General features: G+C 21.4%; 16 protein-coding genes and 1 other RNA gene. 8 read left to right on the top strand and 9 right to left on the bottom strand.

Annotated features, from left to right (window positions below):
• Positions 1-26 precede the first annotated feature (26 nt).
• Positions 27-371 carry an iron-sulfur cluster insertion protein ErpA gene (erpA, locus tag BTSPAZIEG_RS00720; protein WP_075472494.1) on the top strand — a complete coding sequence of 115 codons (345 nt, stop codon included), beginning with the start codon at positions 27-29 and terminating at the stop codon, positions 369-371.
• A 196-nt stretch (positions 372-567) separates the two neighbouring features.
• On the opposite strand, the gene lpdA is transcribed toward erpA, so the two are convergent.
• The 5 genes from lpdA to truA all read right to left on the bottom strand — a co-directional run bounded on the left by lpdA (position 568) and on the right by truA (position 9928).
• Positions 568-1986 carry a dihydrolipoyl dehydrogenase gene (lpdA, locus tag BTSPAZIEG_RS00715; RefSeq protein WP_075472492.1) on the bottom strand — a complete coding sequence of 473 codons (1419 nt, stop codon included), beginning with the start codon at positions 1984-1986 and terminating at the stop codon, positions 568-570.
• 97 nt (positions 1987-2083) lie between these two features.
• A complete protein-coding gene (locus BTSPAZIEG_RS00710) occupies positions 2084-3349 on the bottom strand; it encodes a 2-oxo acid dehydrogenase subunit E2 (protein WP_075472490.1) in 1266 nt (421 codons plus the stop codon).
• Positions 3350-3362: 13 nt separating this feature from the next.
• Positions 3363-6029, bottom strand: a complete 2667-nt coding sequence (gene aceE, locus BTSPAZIEG_RS00705; protein WP_075472488.1) for a pyruvate dehydrogenase (acetyl-transferring), homodimeric type — start codon at positions 6027-6029, stop codon at positions 3363-3365.
• A gap of 178 nt (positions 6030-6207) precedes the next feature.
• Complete coding sequence (gene secA / locus BTSPAZIEG_RS00700; protein ID WP_075472486.1) at positions 6208-8814, bottom strand: preprotein translocase subunit SecA; 2607 nt, start codon at positions 8812-8814, stop codon at positions 6208-6210.
• Positions 8815-9133: 319 nt separating this feature from the next.
• Positions 9134-9928 carry a tRNA pseudouridine(38-40) synthase TruA gene (gene truA, locus BTSPAZIEG_RS00695; RefSeq protein ID WP_075472484.1) on the bottom strand — a complete coding sequence of 265 codons (795 nt, stop codon included), beginning with the start codon at positions 9926-9928 and terminating at the stop codon, positions 9134-9136.
• A 252-nt stretch (positions 9929-10180) separates the two neighbouring features.
• Between truA and dksA the strand changes: the two genes are divergently transcribed.
• From dksA to thrC, 5 genes are all read left to right on the top strand, one after another.
• Positions 10181-10630: an RNA polymerase-binding protein DksA gene (gene dksA / locus BTSPAZIEG_RS00690; protein ID WP_075472482.1), complete on the top strand. Its 450-nt coding sequence runs from the start codon at positions 10181-10183 to the stop codon at positions 10628-10630.
• Between the two features lie 229 nt (positions 10631-10859).
• Complete coding sequence (gene pcnB / locus BTSPAZIEG_RS00685; RefSeq protein WP_075472480.1) at positions 10860-12053, top strand: polynucleotide adenylyltransferase PcnB; 1194 nt, start codon at positions 10860-10862, stop codon at positions 12051-12053.
• Positions 12054-12345: 292 nt separating this feature from the next.
• On the top strand, positions 12346-14790 hold the full coding sequence (thrA, locus tag BTSPAZIEG_RS00680) for a bifunctional aspartate kinase/homoserine dehydrogenase I (protein ID WP_075472478.1): 2445 nt from the start codon (positions 12346-12348) through the stop codon (positions 14788-14790).
• 31 nt (positions 14791-14821) lie between these two features.
• Positions 14822-15751, top strand: coding sequence for a homoserine kinase (thrB, locus tag BTSPAZIEG_RS00675; RefSeq protein ID WP_075472476.1), 930 nt, complete (start codon positions 14822-14824; stop codon positions 15749-15751).
• 4 nt (positions 15752-15755) lie between these two features.
• Complete coding sequence (gene thrC / locus BTSPAZIEG_RS00670; RefSeq protein WP_075472474.1) at positions 15756-17048, top strand: threonine synthase; 1293 nt, start codon at positions 15756-15758, stop codon at positions 17046-17048.
• 53 nt (positions 17049-17101) lie between these two features.
• Here thrC and ychF read toward each other — a convergent pair whose 3' ends face one another.
• The 3 genes from ychF to BTSPAZIEG_RS00655 form a co-directional block, all read right to left on the bottom strand.
• Positions 17102-18202: a redox-regulated ATPase YchF gene (ychF, locus tag BTSPAZIEG_RS00665; protein ID WP_075472472.1), complete on the bottom strand. Its 1101-nt coding sequence runs from the start codon at positions 18200-18202 to the stop codon at positions 17102-17104.
• Between the two features lie 108 nt (positions 18203-18310).
• The gene (gene pth, locus BTSPAZIEG_RS00660) at positions 18311-18889 is read right to left on the bottom strand and encodes an aminoacyl-tRNA hydrolase (RefSeq protein WP_154017295.1); all 579 of its coding nucleotides are present in this window, start codon (positions 18887-18889) and stop codon (positions 18311-18313) included.
• A 51-nt stretch (positions 18890-18940) separates the two neighbouring features.
• Positions 18941-19579 (bottom strand): superoxide dismutase, encoded by a 639-nt coding sequence (locus BTSPAZIEG_RS00655; RefSeq protein WP_075472468.1) that lies wholly within the window; start codon positions 19577-19579, stop codon positions 18941-18943.
• 184 nt (positions 19580-19763) lie between these two features.
• Between BTSPAZIEG_RS00655 and rnt the strand changes: the two genes are divergently transcribed.
• On the top strand, positions 19764-20408 hold the full coding sequence (gene rnt, locus BTSPAZIEG_RS00650) for a ribonuclease T (protein WP_075472465.1): 645 nt from the start codon (positions 19764-19766) through the stop codon (positions 20406-20408).
• A gap of 48 nt (positions 20409-20456) precedes the next feature.
• Here rnt and grxD read toward each other — a convergent pair whose 3' ends face one another.
• Positions 20457-20768: a Grx4 family monothiol glutaredoxin gene (gene grxD, locus BTSPAZIEG_RS00645; protein ID WP_075472463.1), complete on the bottom strand. Its 312-nt coding sequence runs from the start codon at positions 20766-20768 to the stop codon at positions 20457-20459.
• Positions 20769-21054: 286 nt separating this feature from the next.
• On the opposite strand from grxD, the gene ssrA reads away from it, so the two are divergent.
• Positions 21055-21443: a transfer-messenger RNA gene (ssrA, locus tag BTSPAZIEG_RS00640) on the top strand.
• Positions 21444-21525 lie beyond the last annotated feature (82 nt).

Below are 21525 nucleotides of genomic sequence, written 5' to 3'. Positions count from 1 at the left end.
TGCTACAATAAAATGTTAAAAAACTAATGACTATAAAAAAAAATTTATTTTTAATCTGTACGATTGCAGCTCAAAAACAAATAAAAAAATTAATTAATCTTAAAAAAAAAAAAAAAATAAAATTAAGAATTTATATTACGGGAGGAGGATGTAGTGGTTTTCAATATGGGTTTAAATTAGACCATAAAAAAAATAAAGATGATATTATTATAAAAAATTATAATAATTTAATTATTATAGATTCTATTAGTTTTCAATATTTGTTAGGAGGGACTTTAGATTTTATAGAAAATTTAGAAGGAACTAAATTTATTATAAATAATCCTAATGCGAAAACAACATGTGGATGTGGTCTTTCGTTTAGTATTTAAAAAAGATTGCTTTAACTGAACTCATACAAAAAAAATTTAGAGCAGGAAAATCACCTGCTCCTTTTATTTTCAAAATAAAAATAAACTATTTATTTTATAATATTTTGTTTATTTATTTTATAATTAAAAACATGTTTTTTAATATATTTTTATAAAAAGTAATTTTTTCAAATATATTTTTTATTATTAACAATTTTTAAACTTTGTTTAACACATCTGTAGCACACCCTAAAAACAATTTTGAAACTAAATTAATAGATTCTGATAATGTAGGATGAGGAAAAATAATTAAAGATAAATCTTCTGCTTCGCATCCCATTTCAATCGAAATACTAATTTGAGAAATTAATTCTCCAGCATTACGACCTAATATAGTTGCTCCTAAAATTTTATGTGTCTTTTTATCATAAATAATTTTTGTTATACCATGTTCAGAGCAATTAGTTGATACCGCTCTTCCAGAAAAAATCCAAGGAATAGAAACAGATTCAAAATCTATATTCTTTTCTAATGCAATTTTTTCATTTATTCCCACCCAAGCTATTTCAGGGTCACAATATGCTACATATGGTATAACTAAAGGATCAAAATGATGTTTTTGACCTATAATAACCTCTGCAGCGATATGTGCTTCATAAATTCCTTTATGAGCTAGCATAGGTTGACCAGTAACATCACCAACAGCAAAAATATTTGGTATATTAGTACGTAATTGTGAATCTACTTTTATAAAACCAAAATCATTTAATTCCAAAGATAATTTTGAAAAATTCATATTTTGTATATTTGGACGTCGTCCTACCGCCACTAATACATAATCATAAAAATTTTTTGTTGAAACTCCATGTGAATCATTAAAAGTAACTTCTAACCCATGTTTTAAATATTGTACTTTAGAAACAGTTGTTTCTAAAGAAATAGAAATATTTTTTTTAAAAATCTTTAAAAGATAATTACTTATATCAAGATCTAAATTAGGCATAAACGTTTTAGATGTATCAACAATATGTACTGCAGAACCTAACGCTTGATATATAGTAGCCATTTCTAATCCAATTATTCCAGCACCTATAATTAATAAATTTTTTGGAATACACGATAATTTAAGAGCATCTGTAGAATTCCAAACATGTTTATTTTCTGGTAAAAAATGAGAAATATTAGATGCGTGAGAACCAGAAGCAATAATAGAATAATCAAACGTAATATATTTATATTCAGAATTATCAAAAATTTCTACTGTATTTTTATCAAAAAATTTTGCGAAACCTTTGATTAAAAGAACATTTCTTTGTTTAGAAAGATGTTCTAAACCTTTCAATAATTTTTCAATTATTAAATTTTTCCATATTTGAATTTTTTGAATATTAATTTTTTTTTTAGTAAATGAAAAAATTTTTTCTTTTTCTAAATTTTCTACTTCTTTAATTACTTTAGATAAATATAACAACGATTTTGAAGGAATACACCCAACATTTAAACATGTTCCTCCTAAAATACCAAATTTTTCAATTAAACAGACTGATAATCCTAAATCTGCGCAACGAAATGCTGCTGAATATCCAGATGCTCCACCACCTATTACCACTACATCTATATGTATAGTTTTTTTCATAATTTGTATACTCTATTCAAACTAAAAAAATAATATAAAAATAATTTAATTATATATAAGATTATTTAAAAAATAATTAAACAATTATATATTTTTTTTATAATAATAAAATACGAATATCATTTAAACATTTTTTAAAAAAAGTAGTAAAACGTACAGCGTCAGCGCCATTAATCACGCGATGATCATAAGAAATAGAAAAAGGTAAAATTAAACGAGGGACAAATTCTTTACCATTCCAAATCGGTTTTATTTGAGATTTAGAAATTCCCAAAATACAAACTTCAGGAGCATTAATAATTGGAGTAAATCCTACACCTCCTAATCCTCCTAAGCTAGAAACCGTAAATGTTCCTTCTTTCATATCAAGAACATTTAATTTTTTTTCTTTAATTTTTAAAGAAAATTTTTTTAATATTAATGCAATTTCAAAAATATTAATTTTTTCTACATCTTTAATAACAGGAACTAACAATCCTTCAGGAGTATCCATAGCTACTCCAATATTAATTTTTGGATGTAAAATTACTTTTGATTGATCAAAATGCAATGTGCTATTAAATAATGGAAATTTTTTTAAAATAAAACTAATCGTTTTTATTATAAAAGACAATATAGTAATTTTATCTTCTTTAGAATTTTTTAATTCTTTTAAAGAATCAGAAAGACGAAATTTTTCTAATTTCGTAATATCTACTTCATCAAATTGAGTAACATGAGGAATATTTTTCCAATTTTTTAATAAATTTTGACCTACAATTTTTTGTATAGAAGTCAAATAATGAACATTTTTTTTATCAATATCATCATTTATTTTGTTTTCTTTAAGTTTTAAAATAGATGAATCTAATGTTTTTTTAGTATTATTTTGATTAAAATTTAATAAATCTATTTTTAAAATTCTTCCTTTACGACCACTACCAATAATATTAGTTAAATCAATATTTTTTAAAAATGCTAAACGTCGTATAAAAGGAGAAGCATAAACAAAATAATTCGAAAAATTTTTGTTTTTATTAAGATGATTATTTAATAAATTTTTAGAAGTGTTACTACTTAATGAAACAGAATTTTTAATTTTTTGTTTTTTACAATTTTCTTCTAAAATGTTTTTTTTAATAATTAAAGGTTCACATTTATCAAGTGACATAATCATAGAACCTTTCTTTAGAATATCTCCTATTTTTATAAAAATTTTTTTAATTTTTCCTGAAACTGGAGAGGGAATTTCTAAAGAAGATTTTTGTCCTTCTAAAATTATTAAACTTTTTTCTTTTTTAATTTCTTCTCCTTCTTTAACTAAAATTTCTATCACTTCTGCATTTTCAATTCCAATATCCGGTATATAAATATTTATATCCATTCATCTTTCTCTCTTACGATAACCTAGGATTCATTTTATCTATAGAAATATTAAAATCTTTAAATGCTTTTAATAATATTTGCGAAGATAATTTTTTTCCTTGTTGTATTAATAAATAAATTACAGAACTAATAATATAACCTTCACTAATTTCAAAAAAATTACGCAATTTTCGACGACTATCGGAACGTCCAAATCCATCAGTTCCTAAAACATGAAAATAAGGAGATGGAATATAAGATCGTATTTGTTCTGCAAAAATTTTCATATAATCAGTTACAGCAATAGTAGGTAAATTTTTTAAAATTTTTGAAACATAAGAAATTTTTGGAGTTAAATGAAAATTTAAAAAATTCCAACGTGCACAATCTTGTCCATTTCGTGCTAATTCAGTAAAAGAAGTTACACTATATATATCGGATCCAATGTCATATTCAGATTTCAGAATATTTGCAGAATTTTTTAAAATTCTTAAAAGAGAACCAGATCCTAATAATTGTACTTTTCCATTTTTTCCATTATATGATTCTAATAAATATATTCCTTTACAAATACCTTTTTTTATTTGTGATGTAATTTCTATATTAGGCATATAATAATTTTCATTCATAGTCGTAATATAATAAAAAATATTTTCTTGATTTTTTCCATACATTCTTTTTAAACCATTTTGAATAATCACTAATAATTCATAATGGTACGCAGGATCATAAGAAATGCAATTTGGAAAAGTTAATGAATATATGTGACTATGTCCATCTGAATGTTGTAATCCTTCTCCATTTAATGTAGTACGTCCAGATGTAGCTCCAATTAAAAATCCTCTTGCTTGTTGATCACCAGCAGACCATAATAAATCTCCAATTCTTTGAAATCCAAACATAGAATAAAAAATGTAAAAAGGAATCATTGGATAATTATTTGAACTATATGAAGTCGCAGCTGCTATCCAAGAAGATCCAGCACCTAATTCATTAATTCCTTCTTGAATAATTTGACCCATTTTAGATTCACGATAATAAAATAGTTGTTCTTTATCAGCAGGAATATATTTTTGACCTTGCGAATTATAAATTCCAATTTTCCGAAATAAACCTTCCATTCCAAATGTTCGAGCTTCATCTGCTACGATTGGAACAATTTTTTTTCCTATATCTTTGAAATCTAATAAAAAATTTAATATTCTAACGAAAAACATTGTAGTAGAAAAAGGTTTTAAAGATTTTTTTAATAAAATTTTGAAATTCTCTAAAGTAGGAAGACACAATTTGTCAGAAAATTTAGATCTTCGATTAGGTAAATAACCGCACAATTTTTTTCGTTGATCATGTAAATATTGATATTCTTTTGAATTATTATCAAATTTTAAATATGGTAACATTTCAAAATTAATATTTTTTTTTGACAAATTTAAATGTTTAGCAAAATTTTTTAAATCTTTTATAGACATATTTTTTATTTGATGAGCATTGTTCTTTCCTTCCGTATTTAATCCATATCCTTTAATTGTATGCATTAAAATAACGACTGGTTTTTCTTTAACTTGTAAAGCTAAAGCAAATGCAGAATATATTTTTTTTTCATCATGTCCTCCATGGTTTAATTCCCAAATTTCTTCATCAGTCATATTTTGAACTAATTTTTTTGTTTCGAAATATTTATTAAAAAAATTTTTTCGTATATATTGTCCATTTTTAGACCGTAATGTTTGATAATCTCCATCTAAAGTTTCATACATTAATTTTTTTAACATTTCCGATCCATTTCTTTTTAATAATTTGTCCCATTTACTACCCCATATTACTTTTATTACATACCATCCTGCACCTAAAAAAAAATTTTCTAATTCTTTAATGATATTACCATTTCCATAGACAGGACCATCTAAACGTTGTAAATTACAATTAATAACGAAAATTAAATTATCCAATTTTTCTCTTGAAGCAATAGTAATAGCTCCTTTAGATTCTGGTTCATCCATTTCTCCATCACCTAAAAAAGCATAAACTTTTTGACGTGATGTATCTTTTAATTTACGATGTAATAAATATTTCAAAAAACGAGCTTGATAAATCGCCGAAATAGCACTGAGACCCATTGAAACTGTTGGAAATTGCCAAAAGTTAGGCATTAATTTTGGATGCGGATATGAAGATAAACCTTTTCCACTGGACTCTTGTCGGAAAGAATCTAGTTCTGTTTCTGTTAAACGACCTTCTAAAAAAGCTCGAGAATAAATTCCTGGAGAAATATGACCTTGAAAATAGATAAAATCTCCACCATCTAGATTATTAGAAGCTCGAAAAAAATGATTAAATGCAACTTCATATATTATTGAAGAAGATTGAAAAGATGAAAGATGACCTCCTAAATCTTTGTTCTTTTTAGATGCTCTCAAAACTAACATCACTGCATTCCATCTTACGAATGCACAAATTTTCCTTTCAATAATTAAATTTCCAGGATAAATCGATTCTTTGTTTACAGGAATAGTATTTAAAAAATCTAAACTTTTATAATTTAATAAATTTTTATAACCTTTGTTATTTAAAAATTGAACTATTGTATTTATCAAAAAAATAATACGATTTTTTCCATCTTTTGATAATATGTTTTTTATTGCTTGTAACCATTCCTCAGTTTCTATAGGATCAATATCATCTAAAATTTTATTTATCATAAATTAAAATCCTTCTAAAACTATATAATACATATGAAAAAAATAAAATTATTTTCTTTAAATTATTTAAAGTATTAATAAAAATTTTTAAAAAAAATGTTTAATAATTTATACATAAAAAATATTTTTAAAATACATAATATATATTTTAACAAAAAAAAAAATAAAAATATGTTTTTTATTTTTTTTTATAATTTTTATTCAATAATAAGAGATTTAAAGTTTCATAATCTTTATGTAAAATACAATTTTTATATAGAAATTTTTTTTGAGAAAAATCTACAAAAAAAATTTGAAATACATTTTTTACAATCGTATACTTAATATTATGTAACATATTCTTAAAAATTAAAAAAGATTCTTTCTGATATTCTTGTTTAGGATTTTTTTGGGCATATCCTCTTAAATGTATTCCTTGACGTACAGATTCCATAATGTTTAAATGATCTTGCCAAAATAAATCAAATGTTTGTAAAATAATACATTTTTCTAAAATAAGTCTATATTTATTTTTTATAGAAGAAAGTTTTAAAATATAATGTTTTAAAATTTTTTGAATCAAAATTTTTTTTAAAATTTTTAAATTTTTTTTCAATTTTTTTTTTTTTTTAAATATAACTTCTATTGTATATGGATAATAAAATAATTTTTTCAATAATTTATCTAATTCCATTATATTTAAATCTTTTAAATTTTTTGATATAATTAATTTTTTTAAAGTTTTTTTTAAAAAATCTTTAATTAAATTTAAAATATATTTTTCTACATTATAACTATTAACGATTTTTTTACGTTCCGAATAAATTGCTTGTCGTTGTTCATTAAAAATATTATCATATTCTAATAATTGTTTTCTTAAATTAAAATTTTGATTTTCTAATTTTTTTTGAGCATTTTGAATCGCTTTATTAACCCAAGAATGTTCAATAACTTGTTTTGAATTAATTCCTAATGAATATATCATTTGAATTGTTTTTTTAGAAATAAACAATTTCATTAATGAATCTTCTAATGAAAGATAAAATCGTGATGAACCTGGATCTCCTTGCCGTCCACTACGACCACATAATTGATTGTCAATACGACGTGATTCATGTCTTTCAGTACCAATAATATGTAGTCCACCCGTCTCAACTACTAATTGATGTCGTTTTTTCCATTCTTTTTTATAAATTTTATATGTATATTTTTTATTAAATAAAAAATTTTTTTCAAATTGAGTAAAAAAAGAACCCCCTAAAACAATATCAGTACCTCTACCCGCCATATTTGTTGCAATTGTAACGGCTGAAAGTTGACCAGCAGAAGAAATAATTTTAGCCTCTTGAGCATGAAATTTTGCATTTAAAATATTATGCGAAATATTCATTTTTTTTAAATAATTTGAAATCATTTCAGATTTTTGAATTGATATTGTACCAACTAAAACAGGTTGTTTACGTGATACACATTGACAAATATCTTTAATAATAGCTTTTATTTTTTCTTTCTCTGTAATATATACTAAATCAGAAAAATCTTTACGAATCATAGGTTTATTCGGAGGAATTACAATAGTATCTAAATTATAAATTGTATTAAATTCATAAGATTCTGTAATAGCAGTTCCTGTCATACCAGATAGTTTCTTATATAAACGAAAATAATTTTGTAAAGTAATTGATGCTAAAGTTTTATTTTCATTTAATATAGGAACATTTTCTTTTGCTTCTATAGCTTGATGTAAGCCATCTGACCAACGTCTACCAAACATCATACGTCCAGTATGTTCATCTACAATAATAACTTTTTTATTCATCACTATATAATCTATATTTCTTAAAAATAAAATATGAGCGCGTAATGCTAATAAAAAATGATGTAAAAATATGATATTTTTTGAAGTATACAAAGAACTAATTGATGATAAAAATTTTTTTTTGATTAACAAATTTTCAAATTTTTTCATACCTTTTTCAGTTAAATTTATTTGTTTTCTTTTATAATCTATTACAAAATTAAGATTATTTTTATAATCTATTTGTTTTTGAGAATAATTTATTGCTATAAAAAAAGGAATTAATTCATTAATTTGAAAATACAAATCATTATTATTTTGTGTTGCACCCGAGATTACTAATGGAGTACGAGCTTCATCAATTAAAATAGAATCTATTTCATCTATTAAACCAAAATATAAATTTCTTTGTACTTTTTCTGAATGCGAAAAAATCATATTATCACGTAAATAATCAAATCCATATTCATGATTCGTTCCATATGTAATGTCTGCTTGATATGCATTTTTCTTTTTTGTAAAAGATAGTCCATGTACATTAATTCCAACAGAAATTCCTAAAAAATTAAATAAAACACTATTTTTTTTTGCATCTCTTTCTGCTAAATAATCATTCATTGTGATGATATGTACACCTTGACCTGTTAAAGAATGCAAATATGCCGGTAAAGTTGCTGTTAAAGTTTTTCCTTCACCTGTACACATTTCGGCGATAGATTGAGAATGTAAAACAATTCCTCCTAATAATTGTACATCAAAATGCCGCATACCTAAAACTCTTTTACTTGCTTCTCGAACTGTAGCAAATGCTTCTGGAAGTAAAGAATCTAAAGTTTCTTCAATTTTTAATCGTCTTCTAAATTCTAAAGTTTTATTTTTTAATTCTTCATCCGATAATTGACTAAAAATTTGCTCTAATTGATTTATTTGGATAATTAAAGGTTTAAAAGAATTTAAAACTTTTTGATTATGGTTCATAAAAATTTTTTTAAAAAATTTACCTAACATGCTGCAAAGTCTCATATCTTAAAAATGTGATACAAATATTTTTATGAATTAATATCATAAAAAATTTATAATAAAATAAAACACTTTTAAAATTTTTTTATTCGAAAAATAAAAAAATTTTTTTAAAAATTTCTTTAAAAAATTTTTAAAATATATTGATATCATAAAAATATAAAAATGTTTCTCTTAATGTCTTAATAAATTAATTTAAACTAATAGTTTAATTTATTTTACTATATCCAAAAAATTTAGTAAAAAAATAAATTATAAAAATATTTTTTAAATTTATAATGTTTATTTTAAAATAAAATAATATTTTTTAAAAAAAAAAATTTTTAAATCTTTTAAAAGATATAAAAAAAGGAATATTGAAATGTTTAGGATACATAACAGCCATTAAATATAGCCCACAAGCAGGAACAGTTGTATAAAATTTTTGAGGCAATTTTGAAAATATCAAATCTTTAAACCAAATTTCAGATTTTTTTGAAAGACCTACTAATAAAAGTGCTCCAACAATATTACGTACCATATGATATAAAAAAGAATTTGCAATAATATCAATAATAATAAAATTGTTTATTTTAAAAATTTTTACTTTAAAAATTCTTCGTTTTGTACAATTAATGGAATTTTTTTGACTTCCTTGAAAATTAATAAAATCATGTTCTCCAACTAAAAAAAAACTTACTTTCTTCATTAAACAGACGTTTAAATTTTTATAAACATAGTAATAATATTCAAAAAAAAAACTAGAACGCAGAGTATGATTAAAAATAATATAACGATAAAATCGTTTTAAAGCTGAAAACCGAGCATTAAAATCTATAGAAATTTTTTTAATCCATAATAAAGTGATATCTTTTGGTAATAAAGAATTAATTCCTTTTAACCAACTTTTTAAACTTCTTACAACAAAAGTTTCAAAATGAATAACTTGACCAAAACTATGTACACCACAATCAGTTCGTCCTGCACAAACTGTTTCAATTTTATGATTAGCAATAATTGAAATTGCTTTTTCTAAATAATATTGTATCGTAGGAACTTTTTTTTGTTTTTGCCAACCTTTATATAAACTTCCTTTATATTGTAAACCACAAACAAATTTCATATTAGACCTTACTTTGTGTTATAATTTTTTAAATATTTTTTTTAAAAAAATTTTTAATTTTATATTAAAAAATATTTTATTTTTTAAAATCTATTATATTTTATTTTTTTAAAAAAAATCAAAAAAATCAATAAAATTATTAATATAAAATTTTTATATATTATTATTTTTGAAAATAATATATAATTTTAAAATTATAAAAATTTACAAAATAAAAATTAGTATTGTTCTCTTTTAAAAAGAAAAAAATTTATGAAAAAAAAAAATTTCAAAAATTCTTTAAATCTTTTGTTCCAAGCAGGATTACAACCTTATAAACAAAAAAAAAATGAAAAATATATGAATCTTCAGCAACTTAAACATTTCAAAATTATTTTAGAAACTTGGAAAAAAAAAATAAATAAAATAATTACTAAAAATGTTTTTAATATTCAAGATAAATCTATTAATTTACCAGATCCAATTGATCGCGCATCTCAAGAAGAGGAAATAAATTTAGAATTAAGAAATAGAGATCGAGAATATAAAATAATTACTAAGATTAATAATACATTAAAAAGAATTGAAAATTCTACTTTTGGTTATTGTATAACTTGCGAAATAGAAATCGGAATTAAAAGATTAGAAGCTCAACCAATTGCTAATTTATGTATTGATTGTCAAACATTATCTGAATTAAAAAAAAAACAAATATATCGTTAAAAATCAAAAAAATTTTATAAATTTATTCTTATAATATATCAAATATTTTTATATACAAATTCTATTATTTTTAAAAATTTATTTTAAAAAATACATAATTTAAATTATTATATTTTAAATCTTTTAAAAATTTAATATTTATTTATATTATTAATATATTTAAAAATAAAATAATAAAAATAGTTTTTTAAAAATTTTCATAATAATATTCTTATATGATACTACTAAAATGACTTTTCTTATAAAGAAAAAAAATATAATTTTTAAAGAAATTAGCAAAAATTCTATTAAAGTTTTATATAGATTAAATAAATTAGGATACAAAGCTTATTTAGTTGGAGGAAGTATTCGAGATATTTTATTAAAAAACATACCAAAAGATTTTGATATTTCTACTGATGCTACACCACATGAATTAAGAAAAATTTTTAAAAATTGTCGTTTAATAGGAAGAAGATTTATTATTGTTCATTTAATCTTTCCAAAAGAAATTATTGAAGTTTCTACTTTTAGAACGCATCCTAATATTAAAAAAAAAAAAAAATATAATTCTCAAAAGAAACACACAAATGGCATGTTATTACAAGATAATAAATATGGAAAAATTGAAGAAGATGTATATAGACGCGATATTACAATTAATGCATTATATTACAATATAAAAGATTTTTGTATTTATGATTACGTAGGAGGTTTAAATGATATTAAAAAAAAAATTATTCGTTTAATTGGTCATGCTGAAACCAGATATCGTGAAGATCCTGTAATAATGTTACGAGTAATTCGATTTTCTGCACATTTAAATATGAATATTACTAAAAAAACATCGGAACCTTTAGAACGATTATCTCATTTATTAAAAAATGTTCCAGTACCACGATTGTTTAATGAATCAATTAAATTATTTTGTTCCGGATATGGATATCAAACTTATAAAAAATTAAAAAAATATTCTTTAATTCAACATTTGTTGCCAATCATTTTTTTAAATGTTCGAAAAAAATATCAAAAATTTTCCAAAAAAATTAGAAAAGAAGCATTTAAAAGAAATGATTATAAAATTTTATATAATTCACAATACAATCCATCATTTTTATTTTCTGCTCTTTTATGGTATTTATTAGTTGATACAATACAAAAAAATATTGAAAAAAAAAAAATATCTTATGATCAAGCATATTATTTTTCTGTTAAAAAAATTTTAAAAAAATCTTCTGCTTTATTAGGTATTCCAAAAAATTTATTAATTTATATTTCTAAAATTTGGTCATACCAAAAAGATATTGAAAATTTATATTTTATTAAAAAAAAAAACATTATTTTTTTTTATGCTTTAGAATTATTTAATTTACGTATTATAATAGAAAAAAATTCTAATTTAAAAAAAATTTTACAACAATGGAAAATAAAAAATAAATCTTAAAACAATATTACTTTTTAAAAATATTTTTTTAAAAAAATATTTAATAAAAAATTTTCTCTTTTTATTGCTATATTTAAAAAATATAAAAATATGATATAATTTTATTTTATGTAATTTTATTATTAATAAATATATTATTTTCAAATGAATATGTTCTTTTTTTCATTTCATGAATTTTTATAAAAAAATATTAATTTTTTATTTAAAAATTTTTTTTAAAAAAAATTTTTAAAAAGTGTTATTCTCCTCTTTCACTCATTATATAAAAATATATTTAAAGGATCGGTAACTTATGAGGGTATTAAAATTTGGGGGAACATCACTTGCTAACGCAGAAAAATTCCAAATTGTTTTACAAATTATTATAAAAAAATTTAAAAAAGAACAAATTGGAATTGTATTATCAGCTCCTTCTACAATTACTAATTTATTATTCAATTCTATAACTCTTGTATTAGAAAAAAAAAAAAAAATAAAAGAGATAATAAAAAAAATATATATTTTTTTTAGGAATTTGATAAATTCTTTTAAAACAACAAAACAAATAATTAAATATAAAAAATTAAAAAAAAAAATAAAAAAAAAATGTATTTTTTTACAAAAAAAATTGAAAATCATCAAATATGCTAAAACATGTTCAGATTCTATTAAAGCAAAAATTATTAGTATAGGTGAAAAAATTTCTGTTTATATTATGTATTTTTTATTAAAAATCAAAAAATATCATATTACGATTATAGATCCTGTAAAAAATTTTATTACTACAGGAACATATTTAAATTCTAAAATTGATTTAAAAAATTCTAAAAACAATATTGAAAAATTAAAAATACCAAAAACAAATATTATTTTGATGCCTGGTTTTATTGCTGGTAATCAAAATAAAAAATTGGTGATTTTAGGAAGAAATGGTTCAGATTATTCTGCAGCAGCTTTATCAGTATGTACAAATGCAAAAATTTGTGAAATTTGGACTGATGTAGATGGAATTTATACTTGTGATCCACAAAAAATTTCTACTGCTGTTTTATTAAAAAATTTAATTTATCAAGAAGCACAAGAATTATCTTTTTTTGGTGCTAAAATATTACATCCAAGTACTATTTCTCCTTTAAAAAAAAATAATATTCCTTGCATAATAAAAAATACAAATAATTTAACGTCTAAAGGAACAAAAATTAATAATGAAACAAAAAAAAGTCATGTTTTCATCAAAGGACTAACATATATTAAAAAAATTTTTTTAATTACATTTAAAATTTTTAAAAAAATAAAAATTTTAAAATACATAGAATTAATTTTAAATTTTATTAATATACACAAAATAAAAATTTTTTTTATTAAACCTTCTTATACACATCAAAAAATATTAATCTGTTTACCTACTGAAAAAAAAAAAATAATTTTAAAAAATCTTAATAATTTTTTTTTAAAAGATTTATCAAAAAAAAAAATTATATATTTCAAAATAACTCAAAATTTAAGTTTAGTTTCTTTAATTAGTTCTAATTTTTATTATAATCATTATATTATTCAATTTATTTTTCAAACTATTCAAAAATATAAAAAAAATATAATCGAAATAGACCATAGTTTATATAATTTTCATTTTTTAATTCTTTTAAATAATACAATTTTATCTTCTTTTTTAAAAACTCTACATCAAAAAATTTATTATCAAAGAAAAAAAATTCATATTTTTATAATTGGAATTGGAGGAATTGGGCAAACATTATTAAAACAAATTACACAACAAAAAGAGTTTCTTAAAAATAAAAATAAAAAAATTTGTATTCATGTAATTTCAAATTCTAAAAAATATCTTTTTGATAAAAAAAACATTTTAAATTTTGATTTAAAAAATCTAAAACAAGATACTTTAAAAAATTTTGATTTAAAAGAAATATTAAAACTTCCCGAAAATTTTAATATTCAAAATCCAATATTAATAGATTGTACATCAAGTACTCAAATTGCTAAAAATTATATTAATATTTTCAAAAAGGGATTTCATATTGTTTCAGCAAATAAAAAATCTAATACCACAAATTTTCAATCTTATAAAAAAATTCATAAAACGGCATTATTTTATAAAAAAAAATTTTTTTATGAAACTCATGTTGGAGCAGGATTACCTATTATTAAAAATTTAAAAAATTTATTATCTACTGGAGATAAATTTCAAAAATTTTCTGGAATTTTATCTGGATCTATGTCATTCATTTTTGGTTTATTAGAAAAAAATATTACTTTTTCTAAAGCTGTTAAAAAAGCAAAAAAATTAGGATTTACTGAACCAGATCCCCGAGAAGATTTATCAGGTATTGATATTGCTCGTAAATTATTAATTATTGCGCGAGAAATAGGATATAAATTAGAACTTTCTGATATTAAAATTGAAAACATTCTACCTAAAAATATTTTAAAATTAAAAAATATTGAAGAAGTTATGACAAATTTAACTACTTTAGATAATATATTTTTTGAAAAAAATAAAATAGCACAAAAAATGAATCAAGTGTTACGTTTTATAGGAACAATCAAGAAAGACGGAGTTTGTGAAGTTAAATTAAAATCTATATCTAAGAAAAATCCTTTATATAAAATTAAAAATGGAGAAAACATATTTGTTTTTTATACTCAATATTATTCTCCAATTCCATTAATTATCCAAGGTTATGGTGCAGGAAAAAATGTAACTGCTTCAGGAATGTTTTCAGATTTATTACATATTTAACTTTAATTTTAACAGGATATTATATAAACTAATGATAAAAATTTATGCACCTGCTTCTATAGGAAATCTTGGTGTTGGATTTGATCTTTTAGGAGCAGCTATCTCTCCTATTGATCACAACTTTTTAGGAGATTGTATCACCGTATGTTCTTCAAAAATTTTTAATATTATAAACACCGGAGAATTTTCTACGCAACTTCCAAATAATATGCACAAAAATATTGTTTATCAAACTTGGAAAATTTTTTGTAAAATTATCCAAAAAAAAATCCCTGTTAAAATAATTTTAGAAAAAAATATGCCGATTGGGTCAGGATTAGGATCTAGTGCTTCTTCAATTGTCGCTAGTACTGTCGCATTAAATATTTTTTTTAAAACGAATTTAAAAAAACAAAAATTATTAAAAATTATGGGAAAATTAGAAGGATTAGTTTCAGGAAGTATACATTATGATAATGTAGCTCCTAGTTTTTTAGGAGGTACACAATTAATTATTCAAGAAAAAAACATTATTTCTCAAAAAATTCCTATGTTTGAAAATTGGTTTTGGGTAATTGCATGGCCGGGTAGTCAGTTATCTACTGTAATTTCAAGAGATATTTTACCAAAAAAATATACACGAAAAACTTGCGTGCAACAAAACAAAAATATCGCTACTTTTATGCACGCTATATATACTAATCAAAAAGAACTAGCATTACAAGTTATGAATGATTTAATTGCCGAACCATATAGAATACCTCTTTTAAAAAATTTTGATGTAACTAAAAAAAATCTTTTAAAATTAGGAGCTAGAACTTGCCATATTTCAGGTTCTGGTCCAACTATTTTTTCGATTTGTGATGATTATGAGGTTGCAAAAACATCTGAAACATGGTTAAAAAAAAATTTTTTACAAAATAAAAAAGGGTTTGTTCATATTTGCAAAATAGATAATTATGGTTCTAAACAAGTAAGGTAAGAAAATGAAATTATATAATTTAAAAGATCCCAAAGAAGAAGTAGGATTTTTACAAGCTGTACAACTAGGTTTAGGTAAAAAACAAGGATTATTCTTCCCAAAAAAATTACCAATATTAGATCATAATACACTTGATCATTTAATAAACATGAATTTTATTGATCGAAGTACACAAATTTTATCTTATTTTTTAAATGATGAAATTTCGTTATCAAATTTAAAATTAATTGTTAAAAATTCTTTTTCTTTTCAAAAACCTATTTTAAAATCTATTACAAAAAATATTTCTTGTTTAGAATTGTTTCATGGTCCAACTTTAGCATTTAAAGATTTTGGGGCTCGTTTTATGGCTCAAATTTTACTTTTTTTAAATACTAAAAATAAACCCATGACTATTTTAACAGCTACTTCAGGAGATACAGGAGCTGCTGTAGCACATGCTTTTTATAAAATGAAAAATATACAAGTTGTAATTTTATATCCAAAAGGAAAAATAAGCACTTTACAAGAAAAATTATTTTGTACTTTAGGACATAATGTTCATACTATTTCTATAAATGGAAGTTTTGATGATTGTCAAAATTTAGTAAAAAAATCATTTAATGATTCATTATTAAATAAAAAAATGCATTTAACTTCTGCTAATTCTATTAATATTAGTCGGTTATTAGCTCAAATTTGTTATTATTTTGAAGCATTTTCTTTAACTCCAATACAACATCAAAAAAATTTAATAATTTCAGTACCATGCGGAAATTTTGGAAATTTAACTGCTGGTTTATTAGCTAAATCTTTAGGTTTACCAATTAAAAATTTTATAGCAGCTACGAATTCAAATAATACTGTTCCAAATTTTTTAAAAAATGGTGTTTGGGAACCAAAACCTACTATTTCTACCATTTCTAATGCAATGGATATAAGTCAACCTAATAATTGGCCTCGTGTTAAAGAACTTTTTTTAAGAAAAAAATGGAATTTAAAAACTTTAAAATTTGGAAGTGTATCAGAAAAACAAACAAAAAAAACTTTAAAAGAATTATATAATTTAAATTATATCTCAGAACCTCATGCCTCAATTGCATATCATTTATTAAAAAAAAAAATAAAAAAAAATGATTTTGGATTATTTTTAGGCACTGCTCATCCCTCAAAATTTCAAACCGTTGTAGAAAAAATTTTAAAAATTGATTTATCAATACCGAAAATTTTATATATGCATAATAAGAAAAAAATATTATCCCATACTTTAGAATCCGATTTCCAACAATTAAAACATTTTTTATTAAAAAATCTTTAAAAAATTTTAAAAATTTTAGAGAGACATATATTTTATGCCTCTCTAAAAAAATTTTATACATTAAATAAAATATGAACAATATCACCATCTTTTAAAATATATTTCCTTCCTTCAGAACGTACTTTTCCAAAACGACGAGCGCCTTTTTCGCCTTTATATTTAATAAAATCAATATATGAAATAATTTGAGCACGTATAAATCCTTTTTTTAAATCACTATGTATCATATGTGCCGCATCTTCTGATGTAGCATTTATATGAATAGACCATGCTTTAATTTCTAAAATTCCAACTGTAAAAAAAGTTTTTAAAGACAATAATTCATATCCAATTTGAATAATTTTTTTTAAACATGTTTCTCGCTCTTTAAATTGAATTTTTTTTATAGCATTAAAAGAATTTGAAATATTTACAACATTCTCTTGTTGTTCATTTTTTAAAAATAATGGTATAGATATAAATTTAGAATTAGTTTTTTTAATAAATTTTAAAACTTTATGTAATAAAATATTTTTTTTTATATTTTTAGAAATATTTAATACATATACTATTGGTTTAAAAGTTAGAAAATTATATATTTCTAAAATTTTCAATTCTATTTGATCAAAATCTGATAAAAATAAAAATATTCCTTTTGTTAAAAAAGAAAAACAACGTTTTAATAATAAAAATTTTTTTTTCTCAAAAAAATTTTTTTCTAAATTTTGTTGTTTAAAATTTTTTAAAAATTTTTGACAATTTGATAAATCTGACAATAACAATTCTAAATTAATAATTTCTATATCTTTTATTGGATCAATACGATCATAAATATGCGTAATTTTTTCATTTTCAAAACACCTTACGACATGAATAATAGTATTAATATTTTTGATATGCTCTAAAAATGAATTTCCTAAACCTTCTCCTTGTGAAGCTCCCTTCACTAACCCGGCAATATCACGTACTTCAATACAACAAAATGTTTTCTTTTTTGCAGGAATAATTTTAAAAATTTCATTTATACGTGTATCGAAAACAGAAGAATATCCTATATTTGGTTTAATAGTACAAAATGGAAAATTTTCAGATGGTACTTTCGAATGTGTCATTAAATTAAACAATAAAGATTTCCCTACATTCGGTAAACCTATAATACCGCATTTAAAACTCACAATAAGATCTCGATTATAAAAGATAAAAATTCAAAAATATTTTAAAAATATTTTTTATATCATATAGATTAAATAAAATTTTTTTAATATTTTATTTAATTTTAAAAACTAAATAGATAAAAAAAATTTTTTTTTAAACTGTAATATTTTCCCAGAAATCAAATCTGACATATAAAAAAAACTAGTTTTCATAATGTAATTAATTTTTTGAAATTCTCCAATACTAGGTTTACTTAATACATATGTACAAATATCTAATTTGGAAAGAGGACGACCAATCCCAACATATATTTGTAAAATTTTTTTTTTTTTAAAAAAATTTAAAATATTTTTCATACCATTATGCCCATTATGACCCATACTATATTTAATTTTTAATTGTCCTGGATTAAGATCTAATTCATCATGAACAATCAAAATCTCTTCCGCAGAAATTTTATAAAAATTAGCATATAAAAATATAATTTGCCCACTAAGATTCATAAAAGTATTAGGAATAAAAAAATGAATTTTTTTATTTTGAAAATATGAAAAACCTACATATCCAGAAAATTTTTTCTCAAAAGTTAAAGAAACATTTTGAAATATTGAAAATTTTTTTAAAAATAAAATACCCATATTATGTCTAGTATTTTGCAATTTTTTAGTAGGATTTCCTAATCCTACAATCATTTTTATTTCTTTCAAAAAACACCTTTTTAATTAAATTGTTTTTTATCAAAATAATATTTTTTTCATTTATTTTAATGAATCATGAGATACTTTTAAAAATAATTTATTTGCACGATCCCAATTAATAATTTTCCAAAAAGATCGAACATATTCAATTTTTTGATTAAAATAGTTTAAATAATATGCATGCTCCCATAAATCTAATCCAATAATAGGAATAATATCCATATTAATTCTATCTGTTAAAAAACTTGGATAATCTTGATTTTTTGTAGAAATTATTTTTAAATTATTTTTAATTTTAATTAACCAAACCCACCCAGCACCAAAATGTTGCATGGCTGTTTTTTCGAAAATTTCTACAAAATTTTGAAAATTTCCAAATTGTTTATTAATTTCTTTATAAAAAATATTAGAAATTTGTGTATTTTTTTTTAAACCTTTCCAAAAAAAACAATGATTAATATGACCACCTAAATTATTTTTTAATACATCTTTTTTTAATAATTTTAAAGTGTCAAAATTTTTTAAAATATATGATAAAGATTTATCTTGATATATAGTGGTTTTTAAAAATAATAAAACATTATTTAAATATGCAGCATGATGTTTAGTATAATGTAATTCCATTGTTTTTTTATCAATATAAGGTTCAAAATGATCATAAGAATATGGCAAAATAGGTAATTTATTAATAATTTTCATATTTTTCTTCCTATAAATATATTTTCATTTGAAAAAAGTGTTTTATAATTAAAAATTATATTGTTACATTAAAAAAATATTTTATACTATTTTAAATCATTTAAACTACAATAAATAGATTTTTATGTATAAAAAAATATTTTTTTTAAATATATATGGAATTTAAATACTAAATGAGATTATTATGTCAACATATACACAATTAAAACCATCATTATGTTATAGATTTCGAGGATTTTATCCTGTTGTTATTGACATTGAAAGTGCAGGATTTCATGCTAAAACTGATGCTTTATTAGAAATTGCAATTATTACATTAAAAATGAACAAATTAGGATGGTTAAAAACAGATGAAAAACTACATTTTCATATCCAACCTTTTAAAGGATCTGTAATACAAGCTGAAGCAGTAGCTTTTAACAAAATTGATCCTTTTAACCCTTTGCGAGGAGCTATTAGTGAGTATGAAGCTTTAAAAAAAATTTTTAAATTAGTTCGAAAAAAAATTAAAGAATATCATTGTAAAAGAGCTATTATTGTAGCTCATAATGCTAATTTTGATCATACTTTTTTAATGGAAGCAGCTAAAAGAACAAAAATTTTAAAAAATCCTTTTCATCCTTTTACAACTTTTGATACAGCTGCATTAAGTGGATTAATCTTAGGTCAAACAGTATTAGCAAAAGCATGTAAAATTTCAGGAATTCCTTTTGACACTACTCAAGCACATTCTGCTTTATATGACACTATGCAAACAGCTTTATTATTTTGTGAATTAGTAAATCGTTGGAAACGATTAGGCGGATGGCCACCTAATGTTACTTCATAAAAAAATAAAAAAAATTTTTATAAAATTTCTATCATTAAAAAATATTTATTAAACATTTTTTAAAATTTTTAATAGTTCTCCTGTTTGAAACATTTCTACAATAATATTGCAACCTCCAATTAATTCTTGATTAACCCATAATTGCGGAAAAGTTGGCCAATGCGAATATATGGGTAAATATTTTCGAATATTTGGATTTTCTAAAACATCAATATATTTAAAATTTATTTCAAAAGATTTTAAAATTTGAGCTGCTTGTGATGAAAATCCACATCGTGGATGTTTTGGAGTACCTTTCATATATAATAGAATAGTATTAGCACAAATTTGTTCTTTAATAATTTTAATAGTTTTTTTCATTTTTTTTTACCAATAAATATAATTTGAATTGAAAAGAAAATCAAAAAATCATACATTAAAAAATTTATATATTTTATTTTTTATTATAGAAAATAAAAATTTTAAATACAAAATAAAAATTAGAATACCATAAATTATATATTTTATTTGATTAAAAATTTTTTTTAAAAATAAATATAAAATTTTCTTCATTTATTATTTTTATAAAAAAAATTTTTTTTAAAAAAATAAAAACATTGTTTTAAATTTCAAAATATACTAAAATTTATATAATATTTAAGAAAATGGGGCTGTTCTGGATTTGACAAAATAAAGAAAATTTTTTGCGCATGTCGAGGAATTGGTTTGCCTCGTTAAAAAACCATATAAATTATATTCGCAAATACAAATAATAGTTACGCTTTAGCAGCTTAAAAACTGTAATTAAGCCCTTTTTTTTCTTTTAGTTTTTTTCTCTCTATTATTTGTACAAAAAAGAAAATCATTAAAAGGTCATATAAAACAAAAAAATGAGATATTTAGTTGTCTTAAACTAAATATAAAAATAATTAAATAAGATATATTACTAAAATTGGGTTTGCTAAAGTTTAGATAATGAAAAAATGAGCAAAATATGCATGTAGAACAAAAAAAAAGAAATATTTTGGACGCGGGTTCGAATCCCGCCAGCTCCAAAAAAAAATTAATTGAACAAAAAATTTTAAAAAAAATTATTTTAAAAAAATATTTTAAAAAATAAAAGAATTTTCTATAACCA

The organism is Buchnera aphidicola (Tuberolachnus salignus) (assembly GCF_900016785.1).
Classification (GTDB): domain Bacteria; phylum Pseudomonadota; class Gammaproteobacteria; order Enterobacterales; family Enterobacteriaceae; genus Buchnera_F; species Buchnera_F aphidicola_M.
The sequence above is the reverse complement of the archived record's forward strand: the minus strand, read 5'-3'. Positions and strand labels throughout refer to the sequence as shown.